Raw genomic sequence first — 13,218 nt, 5'->3', positions numbered from 1 at the left:
TTGCACATTACTCGATTAATCAACTCTCACATCAATCCAACAAATTACTTTTCCCATTCAAACTCGATAAAATCACCATGCTTCGTCGGAGCTATTTCCGATAACGCTTTTTTACCTTGCTCATCGCTGGGCGGAACACCATGCCACCTGTAGTCATCTTCCATGAATGATACACTTTTACCCATCTTTGTATGAGCGATGATTACACTCGGTTTACCTTTGAACGACTGAACTTGTTTCATTGTTTTGAGAAAATCTTCAATATTATTACCGTCGCACTCCGCAACATTCCAATTAAATGCTCTCCATTTATCGGTTAACGGATTCAGATTCAGTACGGTATCCGTGGTACCATCGATCTGGCAATTATTCCTATCCACAATAGCAATAAGATTATCGACTTTATGATGAGCGGCGGTCATTGCAGATTCCCATATTTGTCCTTCGTCTAATTCACCGTCACCAAGGAAAGCGTATACTCGTCTCGAAGATTTATTCAGGCGCAAACCCAACGCACAACCGACCGCGACTGATAATCCCTGCCCTAAAGAACCGGATGCGAGCTCAACGCCAGCGACCCCGTGTGTGCTGGCGGGTGCTGGATGTCCCTGAAGATGGCCGTTGATTTTCCGGAGCGTTGTAAGTTCACTAAGTTGGAAATATCCGGCACGGGCAAGGGCGGCATACCATATCGGACAATAATGACCCGCGGATAAAAAGAAATAATCTCTGTCATTCCAGGATGGATTTTTCGGATCGATATTCAAAATATTAAAATACAGCGATGAAAATATATCTGCAGATCCCAATGGTCCGCCGGAGTGTCCTGATTTCGAAATCAACAACATTTTAATTACATCGCGCCGTAACTGGCGCGCCATTTCGGGCAATTCTGAGACCGGCAACTGAAGATGATTCATTATTAATTATTACTCTCTTTCGAAAAATATTCTTTTAAAGGAACGATATGTTTAGAAATTATTAGGATAGTTATTATTGCTCCTAAAAATAAAATTTCCGACCTGATTATAGTTGGAAAAATGATTGATGTCAAGATAAAATCAGGTATCACGAACAATAACATGAAACAGAGAACGGTTGCGATAACGGTTGATACATGAATGTTTTTTAAAAATGAATTCAAGACAAAATAAATTATCAACCAAGTCAACACAAAATACCAGCAGAGTAATAACATCACTCCTGCAGCTGTAGCAAGTCCACGCCCTCCTTTAAACTTAAGCCATGGAGAATAATTATGCCCTAACACTGAACCAATCCCGGCAATTACCGCACTCATAAATTGATTATCGATCAGATACGCTCCGCAAAAAGTGGCAAGTATTCCTTTAAAAAGATCTAGAAATAGAACTACCAGACCAATTTTTTTCGAGCCGGATATGTCGTAAGCATTCCTTGCACCTACGTTGCCACTGCCAACAGCCGTTATATCTATTTTTAACTCACGTTTAACTATAATATAAGCAGATGGGATCGACCCGATCAAAAATCCTATAATTAAAGAAAGTACGTACGCCAATCTGAGACCAATATACCTGTTAATGTTTAAATAAAATAACAAAAAAGCGGAGAACTTACAAAGCTTTGGTTTGCATCTGCATCTAAAAAAAGGTATATTTTCCAACAATATAATTGGGCTGTTTGAACATCTACAAATCTAAATGACGAAGGATGAATTAAAAAAAATTCTTAGACAATTTAAGCAAGGTTCTTTATCGGAAGAGAAACTTGTTGAACACCTCGCTTCTCTGCGTTTTGAATCTCTCGGTCACACTACAATAGATCATCACCGTCAATTGCGACAGGGATTTCCGGAAGTAATTTTGTGCGAAGGTAAAACAGCCGAGCAAGTTGCCGAGATTGCATCACGCATACATAATCGAAAACAGCCGCTCCTTGCCACAAGGGCAAACGCCGTTCATTTCAAGGCAGTTAAGAAAAAAATTCGCGCTGCACATTACCACCAATATGCAAAGGTCATAACCGCGAATGAACCTAAAACAAATGACGGTAAAAAATCAATATTAGTTATCACTGCCGGCACATCCGATATACCTGTTGCCGAGGAAGCGGCAATCACCGCTTCGATGTTCGGAAATAAAGTTGAAAAATTGTACGATGTGGGTGTTGCCGGAATACATCGCTTGCTTTCGCATACGGATAAAATATTGAAAGCATCGGTAATTATTGTTGTTGCAGGAATGGAAGGAGCTCTGCCGAGCGTAGTTGGCGGACTCGTCGATGTTCCGGTTATCGCCGTACCGACCTCTATAGGATATGGAGCAAGCTTCAAAGGAATTGCGGCTCTTCTGGCGATGTTGAATTCTTGCGCCAGCGGTATTACAGTCGTAAATATCGATAATGGATTCGGCGCCGGTTTCGCGGCAAGCTTGATGAATAAAAAATAGTTCCGAACGATAGATTAGTTCGATTATCTGATGAAAATAATATCTGTTGCTAAAAAAATTTATTTTACGTACATTAATACTGACTTAAATAAACCTTTTCTTGCGTTAATCATACAGGCGAAGATATTTGCGACTCTCACAGGTCACGGAAACTGCCTTTCATGGAGTGAATTCTAAACATGAAAATTAGCGATATCCTCGAAGAAAAACTGGTTGTAAAGAACCTACCAGGTAACACGAAGGACGACATCATCAACGGTCTGATTGAAGTTATCAGTCTATCACCGAAAGTTCTCGATAAAGAGAAGGTGAGAGATGCTATTTTCGTCAGAGAAAAAATTATGTCGACAGGTGTTGGCAATGGTTTTGCCATACCTCACGGCAAAACCGATGCGGTTGCCGATATTGTTGCGGCATTTGCCGTTACTGCCGAACCGATACCATATCAATCTTTAGATGAAAAACCGGTACGACTGGTATTCATGCTTGTTGGTAAGGATAATCTCGTAGGCCCTCACATCAAATTATTGAGCCGCATATCCCGTTTGATGAATAAAGAAGAATTCCGCAACAAACTTTTAGAAACAACCTCAGCGCAAGAAATTATTTCCACGTTCAAACAAGAGGAAGCTAATTACTCAGAGATGTAATATCTTAAGGTAATTCCGCATCTTTCTTTCCCGACGGTTACATCCGTTTCGGATATAATTGGAGTCATATTTGAAATTCAAGTCTATTAAAGGCACAAAGGATACACTTCCTGACGAAATTTATCGATGGCAGTTCGTTGAACAAACCATCAGATCGGTTATGCACGCATATAACTACCGCGAGATAAGAACACCGATTTTCGAGGAAACTTCTCTCTTCGCCAGGGGAATTGGTGAACTGACAGACATAGTCGGGAAAGAAATGTACACGTTTCAGGATCGCGGCGGAACAATGCTGACTCTGAAACCCGAAATGACAGCAGCCGTGATGAGAGCGTATGTTCAGCATAATCTCGGTGAACAACAGCCGATGACAAAAGTATACTACATCTCTCCGATGTTTCGCCAGGAAAGACCACAAGCAGGTCGTATGCGGCAGTTTCATCAATTTGGAGCTGAGGCGATCGGTTCACAAAGTCCTGCGAGCGATGCCGAGGTGATATCTCTTTCGGCTGAAATTTATCGGAAGCTTGGGGTAAATAATTTTGACGTCCGGATTAATTCAGTAGGTTGCGAACAATGCCGGCCTGCTTATAAACAAAAGCTCCAATCTTTTCTTCAGAACATTTTAGAAAAACTTTCTGAGGAGAGTCAAAAACGATTCGGACAAAATCCTCTTCGTATACTTGATTCAAAAAATGAAAGTGATATTGAACTCACTAAAACCGCTCCTCTAATCAAAGATTTCCTCTGTACCGAATGTTCTGATCACTTCGAAGAGTTGCAGCGGATATTGAAGCTTCTTGAAGTGCCGATCAGCATTGACGGAAGAATTGTCCGCGGATTAGATTACTATACAAAGACGGCATACGAAATTGTAAGCTCTGACCTTGGCTCGCAAGACGCTTTGGCAGGCGGCGGCAGATACGATTTGCTTGTTAAAGAAATCGGCGGGAAGCATACTCCATCTGTCGGCTTTGCCGCCGGAATTGAAAGATTAATTATGGCGATGGAAAAACAGAATTCTGACTTCGGTATAAATTTATATCCCGATATATTCATCGCCGCCGCAGACGATAACGGACGAAGTTGGGCAATAGAAACCGCGATGAAACTGCGCAAGATTGGTATTTCAGCGGAAATTGATTTGCTTAACCGCAGTTTGAAAGCACAGATGCGCGAAGCCGACCGGCAGCAAGCAAAATTCGTAATCGTCGCCGGTAGTGCAGAAATAAAAGAGCAAATTGTCCACGTTAAAAACATGGCGACCGGAGAACAATCAAAAATCTCGATACCTGATTTGATCACTCATTTTCAGAATCGAAAAGAAGAATAATGAAACAAGGAAAGCGTGTCAAACCGAAATTTCCTATCGAGTATCGATTACTGATCATGCCGCTCTTCAAAGAACGCGAACAAAAGCACGTAACTTTATTCGCCATGAGGACAATAAATGAGTTTAACAATTTCCGATATGAAATAAGTATCGACACCATACTTAAAGAAGACATCATTCGATTTACGATAAACGGTTTGAAAGCTCCTCAAATGAACCTTCCGGGAACCGGACCGGCGGTTAAAGAAATCGAATTTGAAAATCTGAAAGGTGAGTATCAAATAATAATTTCTAAGCATGGAAAAGATGAAAATAAATTTTTCGTAGATATATCTGACAAGCAAGTTATGCTTGTCAAAACCCCCAGAAAAAAATTTTCTGAAATAGTAACTGATTCAAAAGAATGGTAACAACGCTTAAAAGCCCATCTGCGGTCATTCATTAATTCGTTGTTAATAAACTTACTAACTTAATATTTCGAAATTCAAAAATGTATCCAGAACTTTTTAAAATAGGTCCGTTCACAGTCCATAGCTTCGGATTGATGATGGCAGTCGGTTTCATTGCGGCAAGTTATCTGCTTACAAAAGAACTTAAACGATTTGGCTACGATCCGAACTTAGGAAGCAATATAACGCTTATCGCCGTAATCTTCGGAGTTGCCGGATCGAAAATATTATTTTTAATTGAAGATTGGAATCATTTCATTCAGAATCCTTTACGCGAAGCATTTTCACCTGGTGGACTTACCTGGTACGGTGGATTTTTTCTCGCCACCGCGGCTATTTGGATTTATACCAAAAGAAAGAAAATTCCTTTTCTAACAATTTGCGATGCCGCCGCTCCGGCATTGATGATCGGTTATGGAATTGCGAGAATAGGTTGCCATCTTTCCGGCGACGGCGATTACGGATTCCCCACATCGCTTCCGTGGGGAGCAGAATATTCAGGCGGAACATACCCACCATCGATCGCTTTTCGCGATTTTCCTGAGATTGTTCAGCAATACGGCGTGGGAGGATTGGTACCCGATAACATTAAAGTTCACCCGACACCGGTTTATGAATTTATTTTCTCGCTTTTGTTGTTCTTAATATTATGGAAGCTCCGGTTGAAGAAATTCAACGCTGGAATTTTATTCATGATCTATTTGATCTTCTACGGAATGGAAAGATTTTTCATCGAATTCCTGCGGTTGAATCCACGCTTATTATTCGGACTTTCAGAAGCGCAATTAATTTCTTTCATCTTAATTATCACAGGTATTTTTGGCATTTCGATTCTTAAGAAAAACAAATCTACTACATTGAAAATATCAAACTAAAAATATAAAGAGCATTATGGATTACGAAAAACAGCAACCATCTCATTCGGGACACAATCCCCCAAAACCTTTCCGTCACAAAAACCGCCCCGGGCGGCCGGATCGGCAAGGGCGTCCCGACAGGCAATCACGAGCCGACCATCAATCACGTGCGGTCTATCAAGGGCGACCAGATCATCAATCAAGACCAGATCGTCAACCACGTCCGTATCGCCAAGACCATAAAGAACATCATAATCATCAAGAGCGTCCATCACCATTAAGAGTAGTCCACGACAGAAAACCGACTGCCGACATAGTTGCCGGAAGACAGCCCGTTATGGAAGCATTGCGCGCCGGAAGAATAATTGAAAAGATAGTGATACTTGCCGGCGTAAAAGGATCGTCGATAGAAAAAATTAAACAACTTGCCAAGAAAAATCGCATACCTTTTGTCGAAGTTGGGAAAATGAAATTCCGCGATCTCGTAAGTGACACAACAACTCAGGGAGTTGTAGCGATTGTTGGAACGAAAACTTATGTTGAAATAGAAGATATATTGCAAGTAGCAGAACAACGAAATGAAAAGCCATTCGTTTTAATTTTAGATGAAATAGAAGATCCTCAAAACCTCGGCGCGTTAATTCGCACCGCTGAATGCGCGGGTGTTCACGGGGTTGTTATACCCAAACATCACGCTGCAACAATCAATCAAACGGTATCTAAAACGTCTGCCGGAGCCAGCGAACATCTGCTTGCCGCTAAAGTTACAAATATCGTAAATACAATCGATGAACTTAAGGAAAAAGGAATTTGGGTAGTCGGTACAGATTCCGATGCCGAAAAACTTTACACGGACATCGATTTTAGCGGACCAGTTGCGTTGGTGATAGGCAACGAGGGAAAAGGTGTTAGACAACTTGTGAAGGAGAAATGCGATTTCGTCGTGAGGATTCCGTTATTCGGAAAAATACAATCGCTGAACGCTTCGGTTGCTGGCGCGCTTTTAATGTACGAAGCGGTTCGTCAGAGGATAATCGTCAACCAAAACATTCCTCCTGTAATTCGCGAAATACCTCCGGATGAAAATCTTGCCGAAGAAATGTCTGATGTAGATGAAGAAGAGGACGATTTCAACAAAGCATAATTTTTAGCTTAGTAAATAAATCTCCGACTCTTGATAGATTTTACAACATCATGAACCGGAGATTTTGTTTTGTAATTACACCCACTGCCAACAATTTAGAACTCTAACTTTCGTATCGGTTCGATTTAAAAACCCCGTATTCTACCTGCTTTACAGTTTCATTTGTTCTTTGATTTCCACCGAAATTTTTCGTACAATTATTCCATGAATATAATGATTATGACTATACAGATCTGAAATCATCATTAGATCACACCGTTCTAAATCCCTTAATATTATTTGAAAGTGAGGTTTTTTCATAAATGAATGTGAGTCAGCTTGCACGTTCTATCCCTGAATCGCCTACTCTGCGGTTAACCGAAGAAGCTCGTCTGCTGAAGGAAAAGGGCGAAGCAGTTATTCACCTCGGAGCGGGTGAACCGAAAAATAAAGCTCCGATTAATGCCATTCTAAGTTCGGCAGCTAAACTTAATACAGGCGATGTAAAATATACGCCGACCGACGGCACGCCATCTCTCAAAAAAGCAATCATCCGTTACACTGAGGAGAATTATGACAAGATGGTTGCACCCGAAAATATTATAGTCTCGGCAGGTGCGAAACAATCTGTCTACAACCTACTCTTCACGCTTCTTAATCCTCAGGAAGAAGTAATCATTCTTGCGCCATACTGGGTCAGTTATCCTGAAATGGTGCGTATGTGTTACGGTGTCCCTGTCATCGTTACACCGGAAGATGGAAGTTTCCATCCGCGAATGAAAGACATTGAGCAAAAAGTAAGCTCGTACACGAAAGCAATTATCATTAACAGTCCGAATAATCCTTCAGGCATGATATACAGCGAGCAATTCATCGCTGAGATAATAGAATTCTGTGAGCGTAAAGGAATTTACTGCATCATGGACGATATCTACCACAAATTAATTTTTGATGGAAGAAAAACAGTTTCTGCCTACAAACATACAAAAATAGATTTAGAAAATTCCAAGCTAATTATCGTAAATGGAATATCTAAGCTGTATGGTATGACCGGTTTCCGGATCGGCTGGACGATTGCACCGAAAGCATTGACCGAAATTATGATAAACGTTCAGGGACAAATCACTACGACAACTTCTATCATTCTTCAAGCAGCCGCTGAAGGTGCATTGATGGGATTGCAAAGCATTGTTGACGGTTTACGATTGATGATAGAAAATAACCGCAATGTTATGATACAGGAGCTGCAATCATTCAACGGCGTGAAGATTAATAAACCTGACGGAACATTTTATTGCTTACCCGACTTTCGGGCGTACAATAATAACTCGCTCGAGCTTTCAAAATTCTTATTGAAGAAAGCACTCGTTGTTACGGTTCCGGGGAAAGAATTCGGCATGGAAGGTCACCTGCGGTTGAGTTACTGCGGTACTATCAAAGAGATTAAACAAGGAATTGAAAGAATAAAATGGGCGCTCGATCCCAACTCACCAAATGAAATCTTTATCGGCGAACGGAAATTAGTGAGGGATTGGTTATGAATAACATCTTAAATATAAAAACACCGGCACAGGATCAAGCTAAAGCCCTTAAGAGCGACTACGGTCTTGATAATCATAGCTTAACAAATTTAAATACAGTTTATTGGAATCTGCCGACAGAAGCACTGTACGAAGAAATCACATTCAGAGGTGAAGCTCGAATTTCTAAACTCGGTCCAATCATTGCGAACACAGGCAAACACACCGGTCGTTCTGCAAACGATAAGTTCGTTGTTAAAGAACCATCGACACAAGATAAAGTCTGGTGGGGCGAGTACAACCGACCATTCAATCAGGATAAGTTCAACGAAGTCCTCAGTCGTTTACAGGGTTTCTTGCAAGGAAGAGATTTGTTCGTGCAAGATTGTTACGCCGGAGCCGACGAAGAATACAGGCTGCCTATCCGCATCATAACAGAGAAGGCATGGCACAGCGCGTTCGTGCGAAATATGTTCATCCTGCCAAAAACTGCCGAGGAATACAAACGACATGTTCCCGATTTCACAATCATGTCTATTCCGTCGTTCAAAGGACTCCCTCAGATCGATGGAACAGCAACTGAGACATTTATTCTACTAAACTTTGAACAGAAGATAGGCATCATAGGAAACACAGCATACGCCGGTGAAATAAAAAAATCTATTTTTACGGTTATGAATTTCCTTCTTCCTCTGGAAGGTGTAATGCCAATGCATTGTTCCGCGAATATCGGCAAAGAAAAAGATACAGCTTTGTTCTTTGGATTATCTGGCACCGGAAAAACTACGCTTTCAGCCGATCCGAACCGCGGACTAATCGGCGATGACGAACATGGCTGGAGTGACGATGGTATATTCAACTTTGAAGGCGGATGTTACGCCAAGGTGATTCAACTTTCGCCGACTGCCGAGCCGGAAATCTATGCTTGCACGAAAAAGTTCGGAACAATTTTGGAGAATGTTGTTTACGATCCGGTTACACGCAAGATAGACCTTGACGATCCCACACTTACTGAGAATACACGCGCATCGTATCCGTTAGAGTACATCGATAACGCGGTACCGGAGAAAGTCGGCGGGCATCCCAAAAATATCATTCTTCTCACTTGCGACGGACTTGGTGTTCTTCCACCGATTGCGAAACTCTCACCCGAACAGGCGATGTACCAGTTCATATCAGGTTACACTACGAAAGTTGCCGGCACCGAGATGGGACTTGGTAAAGAGCCGGAACTGACATTCAGCGCGTGCTTTGGTGCGCCGTTCATGGTTCATCATCCGGCAGTTTATGCCGACTTGCTTAAACGAAAAATGTTGAAGTACGGCGCTCACTGCTGGTTAGTGAACACCGGTTGGGTTGGCGGTCCTTATGGAGTTGGAAAGCGCATAAGCATTAAGTACACACGGCAATTATTGAACGCGGCGCTTAGCGGCGAATTGCTTAAGGTTAAATTCAAAAAAGATCCGATCTTTGGTTTTGAAGTACCTGAAACCTGCGGAGATATCCCGCAAAGCGTTCTCAATCCTGCTTCATCATGGAACAGTAAAGAGGCGCACGCGACGAAATACAAACAGCTCGCGAGCCGGTTCATCGAAAACTTCAAAAAGTACGAAACCGGCTGTCCGATAGAAGTGATAAAAGCAGGACCGAAGGTGTAGACCAGCTTCACCAAAAAAATAAAACCTGATAGGTATTGAACCTATCAGGTTTTTTAATAACCAGATCCAATCAAATCTGTGTTTTTTCAGCGAAGAATTCTAACGATCTTTTCTTCTGTCCTTTTTTTGACGATTCCGTAATTTTCGCTTTTCATCTGCAGATAAATTGAGATGTCCATATCTCAAATTATACTCATCAATCTCTTTAACAAAATCGATCGTCTCTACTGAGGGAGTCCGAAAACTTAAACATGTCTGTCCCTCATGATTTGTTATGACAAAATCGCCCATACTGATTATGTCCATCCCTATCAAAAGATCACCCCCACCAATTCCACCCTCAGCTACTACTACCCCAATGATCATTACATTATTTGGAAGATAGATATTAACAAAATATGTATTCACTTCATATTCGTTAGCTTTTCCACCTTCTCCAACGGTCTGGACAATAGTTCGACCGGAAGGTTTAAGATTTAAAGTGTTGATAACATTTGTACTAATAACTGTATGAGTGGCTCCTGTATCCCAGATGCAGATGAACTGTTTCTTAGGTGGTTCCGGTTCACCAATATTCGGATCAAATGCTTCACTAACAGATATTTGATTAGTTAATACATTGGTTATGTTATCATATCTGGTAGTAAAGCCAAATACAGGTCTTTGTTGAAACTTCATTATCGAATAACGGGTTGGTTTCTAAAAGTAACCCTTGAATGAAATCTCTGGGTATAGCTATTTTTACCGGGTGAACATCGTTGAATTAGAAACGATCCAATTTCAAATTCCTTTTTAGCTGTATTATAAGCCTCTAACTCGGTATCATAAGCGCCAACTACACGTTCACATCGGATAACGATAAATTTACCGTCGTATTTTTCAATTAGCTCGTTTTGATGATCTTTGTAATATTTGAATTCTTTTTCAAGCATTTTAAGGTTTTTAGATAAGATTTACTGAAATTCTACTATTAATCTATGAAGTATTTTTATCATTGTCAACTTACCCCGCACGTTCATGGTATCCGGTTTTAGGCTACACTGCGAAGGTTGATTTTGTTTATCTACAGAAACCTTCGCAAGGTTGGTCATGAATTCCTTGATGTACCAAACGCCACTCCGTTAGCGTTTAGTGGCACTAAACGTCAATAGACTTGCTTTTAGTGCAGGAGCAAAAATAATAAAACTTTACCTAAATTTCATCTTCAACGCCGAACAGTGGAGTTTTTGAACTGTAGCAGGCAACCATTACAATCACTTTATCGAACAAGCCGCTTGCCCGCCCGCTAAGCCATTTATTTCTTAAGTAACTTAAACGCATGCATCCACTGATTATTTAAAAATCCCGGAATGCACCAAAGCATTGCAAGCGGTTCTATGGCGCGTGCCGCTTCTGCCTTGCCCATGTCTTCCGGCTCAAAACCAAATTGCGTGAGTATTGTTTTCACTTCAGCTTTTGCTCCTTCATCGTTTCCGCAAAAAAACATAGTTGGTTTCATGCCACCAAAATTGGGATTCACCATCAACGCACTGCCGATAGAACTAAACGCCTTCACAAACTTTGCTCCCGGCGCAAGCTTTTGTAAACGTTCCATCAGAGATTCATTGGGTGAGGTGTAATACTGTATAACACCATTTACCGGCGGGGTGTCGGAGATGGGATTGGTAGTATCGATAATAGTTTTTCCTTTAATGGCACCAATCCATATTGATTTAATCACAACTTCTGCGGCACTCCCTTTAGTCGCAATTATAAGCATATCACCGAACGCAGCAGTTTCGGCAAACGAGCCAACGCGTGCTTTGTTGTTGATTTTGTTCTTCAGTTCTTCGTATTTGCTCTGGGTATTTGTTCCCAGCATGACTTCATATTGATGCTTGATGAATCCGTTAGCCAATGTTTGACCCACAGTACCGGATCCGATAATTCCAATTTTCTTGATCATTTATTCTCCTTTTGTTTGATAGTTGTTTTATATGAAAACAACTTGTAGAAACTTAAAGTTTCATTTGTAAGATAGCCGCGAACTTAAAAGTTAGATCAGAAATGATAAAAAGTGAAATGGCTTGACATTTTGCAGCAGATTGTTTATAATAAATAAGTTAATTATGTCAATGTTTAAACGATATTACTTTTATTACTTTACGCGGGCGCGTGATTGTGCGCTTTCGCTAAGGTAACTCGTTTAGAACGAGATTCACCAAAGGTGGAAATGCAGACAGTCGCACTTCCACCTTTTTCATTTGAATGAAAATTGTGGAGGGAAACAGAACGTGCTCATTGACCTGTCTCTTTTTTATCCTTTATTATTGAAAACGAATATTGTTTTAGTAACTAAAGAGGATAATTTATGACTAATCTAAAACTTGCAGCATTGAATCAACGTCAGCGCTCTATCGTATCGGTTAGAAATGTCGGATTTGGTGCAGGTCTCATCATCATTGCCGGACCTTGCAGCGTTGAGAGCGAAGCGCAAATGCTTGAGACAGCCGCTGCTGTAAAAGAAGCCGGTGCCGATATGTTGCGTGGTGGGGCGTTTAAACCGCGAACTTCACCGTACGCTTTTCAAGGTTTAGGTTTACAAGGTTTGAAGATTCTTGCTAAAGCAAGAGAAGTAACAGGTTTACCTTTTGCGACGGAAGTTCTGGATACGAGAGACGTTTCATGGGTCGCCGAGTTTGCCGACATGATTCAAATCGGTGCGCGCAACATGCAGAATTTTTCACTCCTCAAAGAAGTCGGGAAAACAAACAAACCAATTTTGCTGAAGCGCAGTATGTACTCAACTTTAGAAGAGTGGTTAAATTGTGCCGAGTATATTATGAGTGAAGGAAATACAAATGTCGTTCTTTGCGAGCGCGGAATTCGTTCGTTTGAAACTTATACACGCAACACACTCGATATCAGCGCCGTGCCGGCAGTGAAAGAACTCACCCACCTCCCTGTATCACTGACCCTACACACGGTACCGGTAAAGTCAGTTTAATAGAGCCAATGAGTCTCGCATCAATTGCCGCAGGTGCTGATGGTATGATTATCTAAGTCCACCGTAATCCAAGTGAAGCACTCAGCGATAAAGAACAAGCACTGACTCCAAAACAATTTTCGGAGTTAGTCAAAAAGGTGCGCGCGCTCGCGAAATTCAGAATAGAAAATTTATCGTTATCAAGCACAAAAAATATTTCGAAAGGATAAA

At 41.2% G+C, this 13,218-nt stretch carries 13 protein-coding genes and 1 pseudogene; 9 read left to right on the top strand and 5 right to left on the bottom strand.

Features of this window, described 5'->3' with window-relative positions; translation table 11 throughout:
* Positions 1-44 precede the first annotated feature (44 nt).
* Positions 45-920, bottom strand: coding sequence for a transketolase (locus HZB59_11030; GenBank protein ID MBI5021957.1), 876 nt, complete (start codon positions 918-920; stop codon positions 45-47).
* Between the two features lie 2 nt (positions 921-922).
* Positions 923-1,540, bottom strand: a complete 618-nt coding sequence (locus HZB59_11025; protein ID MBI5021956.1) for a glycerol-3-phosphate acyltransferase — start codon at positions 1,538-1,540, stop codon at positions 923-925.
* Positions 1,541-1,682: 142 nt separating this feature from the next.
* Between HZB59_11025 and larB the strand changes: the two genes are divergently transcribed.
* The 8 genes from larB to pckA all read left to right on the top strand — a co-directional run bounded on the left by larB (position 1,683) and on the right by pckA (position 10,022).
* Positions 1,683-2,429, top strand: a complete 747-nt coding sequence (larB, locus tag HZB59_11020) for a nickel pincer cofactor biosynthesis protein LarB (protein ID MBI5021955.1) — start codon at positions 1,683-1,685, stop codon at positions 2,427-2,429.
* A 179-nt stretch (positions 2,430-2,608) separates the two neighbouring features.
* The gene (locus tag HZB59_11015; GenBank protein ID MBI5021954.1) at positions 2,609-3,079 is read left to right on the top strand and encodes a PTS sugar transporter subunit IIA; all 471 of its coding nucleotides are present in this window, start codon (positions 2,609-2,611) and stop codon (positions 3,077-3,079) included.
* Between the two features lie 70 nt (positions 3,080-3,149).
* Positions 3,150-4,415: a histidine--tRNA ligase gene (locus tag HZB59_11010; GenBank protein ID MBI5021953.1), complete on the top strand. Its 1,266-nt coding sequence runs from the start codon at positions 3,150-3,152 to the stop codon at positions 4,413-4,415.
* Positions 4,415-4,825: a hypothetical protein gene (locus HZB59_11005; GenBank protein MBI5021952.1), complete on the top strand. Its 411-nt coding sequence runs from the start codon at positions 4,415-4,417 to the stop codon at positions 4,823-4,825. Before HZB59_11010 ends, HZB59_11005 begins: the two co-directional genes overlap by 1 nt.
* 80 nt (positions 4,826-4,905) lie before the next feature.
* On the top strand, positions 4,906-5,739 hold the full coding sequence (locus tag HZB59_11000; protein ID MBI5021951.1) for a prolipoprotein diacylglyceryl transferase: 834 nt from the start codon (positions 4,906-4,908) through the stop codon (positions 5,737-5,739).
* Positions 5,740-5,755: 16 nt separating this feature from the next.
* The gene (gene rlmB / locus HZB59_10995; GenBank protein MBI5021950.1) at positions 5,756-6,865 is read left to right on the top strand and encodes a 23S rRNA (guanosine(2251)-2'-O)-methyltransferase RlmB; all 1,110 of its coding nucleotides are present in this window, start codon (positions 5,756-5,758) and stop codon (positions 6,863-6,865) included.
* A gap of 302 nt (positions 6,866-7,167) precedes the next feature.
* A complete protein-coding gene (locus HZB59_10990; protein ID MBI5021949.1) occupies positions 7,168-8,385 on the top strand; it encodes a pyridoxal phosphate-dependent aminotransferase in 1,218 nt (405 codons plus the stop codon).
* Positions 8,382-10,022, top strand: a complete 1,641-nt coding sequence (pckA, locus tag HZB59_10985; GenBank protein MBI5021948.1) for a phosphoenolpyruvate carboxykinase (ATP) — start codon at positions 8,382-8,384, stop codon at positions 10,020-10,022. Before HZB59_10990 ends, pckA begins: the two co-directional genes overlap by 4 nt.
* Before the next feature lie 99 nt (positions 10,023-10,121).
* Here the strand turns inward: pckA and HZB59_10980 are convergent, their stop codons facing one another.
* The 3 genes from HZB59_10980 to HZB59_10970 all read right to left on the bottom strand — a co-directional run bounded on the left by HZB59_10980 (position 10,122) and on the right by HZB59_10970 (position 11,967).
* Complete coding sequence (locus tag HZB59_10980) at positions 10,122-10,700, bottom strand: retroviral-like aspartic protease family protein (protein MBI5021947.1); 579 nt, start codon at positions 10,698-10,700, stop codon at positions 10,122-10,124.
* Positions 10,700-10,954: a hypothetical protein gene (locus tag HZB59_10975; protein ID MBI5021946.1), complete on the bottom strand. Its 255-nt coding sequence runs from the start codon at positions 10,952-10,954 to the stop codon at positions 10,700-10,702. The genes HZB59_10980 and HZB59_10975 overlap by 1 nt, the downstream gene beginning before the upstream one ends.
* A gap of 362 nt (positions 10,955-11,316) precedes the next feature.
* A complete protein-coding gene (locus tag HZB59_10970; protein MBI5021945.1) occupies positions 11,317-11,967 on the bottom strand; it encodes an NAD(P)-binding domain-containing protein in 651 nt (216 codons plus the stop codon).
* A gap of 405 nt (positions 11,968-12,372) precedes the next feature.
* Between HZB59_10970 and aroF the strand changes: the two are divergent.
* Positions 12,373-13,217: pseudogene (aroF, locus tag HZB59_10965) on the top strand (3-deoxy-7-phosphoheptulonate synthase).
* Position 13,218 lies beyond the last annotated feature (1 nt).

The sequence above is a fragment of the Ignavibacteriales bacterium genome (assembly GCA_016214905.1).
Lineage (GTDB): Bacteria > Bacteroidota > Ignavibacteria > UBA10030 > SZUA-254 > PNNN01.
The sequence above is the reverse complement of the archived record's forward strand: the minus strand, read 5'-3'. Positions and strand labels throughout refer to the sequence as shown.

What these genes read in the sequence shown, in the direction of transcription:
- rlmB (MBI5021950.1), top strand. Translation starts at nt 5,756, where the DNA reads ATGGATTACGAAAAACAGCAACCATCTCATTCGGGACACAATCCCCCA.
- HZB59_11005 (MBI5021952.1), top strand. Translation starts at nt 4,415, where the DNA reads ATGAAACAAGGAAAGCGTGTCAAACCGAAATTTCCTATCGAGTATCGA.
- HZB59_11015 (MBI5021954.1), top strand. Translation starts at nt 2,609, where the DNA reads ATGAAAATTAGCGATATCCTCGAAGAAAAACTGGTTGTAAAGAACCTA.
- HZB59_10975 (MBI5021946.1), bottom strand. Translation starts at nt 10,954, where the DNA reads ATGCTTGAAAAAGAATTCAAATATTACAAAGATCATCAAAACGAGCTA.
- HZB59_10990 (MBI5021949.1), top strand. Translation starts at nt 7,168, where the DNA reads ATGAATGTGAGTCAGCTTGCACGTTCTATCCCTGAATCGCCTACTCTG.
- larB (MBI5021955.1), top strand. Translation starts at nt 1,683, where the DNA reads ATGACGAAGGATGAATTAAAAAAAATTCTTAGACAATTTAAGCAAGGT.
- HZB59_10970 (MBI5021945.1), bottom strand. Translation starts at nt 11,967, where the DNA reads ATGATCAAGAAAATTGGAATTATCGGATCCGGTACTGTGGGTCAAACA.
- HZB59_10980 (MBI5021947.1), bottom strand. Translation starts at nt 10,700, where the DNA reads ATGAAGTTTCAACAAAGACCTGTATTTGGCTTTACTACCAGATATGAT.
- HZB59_11000 (MBI5021951.1), top strand. Translation starts at nt 4,906, where the DNA reads ATGTATCCAGAACTTTTTAAAATAGGTCCGTTCACAGTCCATAGCTTC.
- HZB59_11030 (MBI5021957.1), bottom strand. Translation starts at nt 920, where the DNA reads ATGAATCATCTTCAGTTGCCGGTCTCAGAATTGCCCGAAATGGCGCGC.
- pckA (MBI5021948.1), top strand. Translation starts at nt 8,382, where the DNA reads ATGAATAACATCTTAAATATAAAAACACCGGCACAGGATCAAGCTAAA.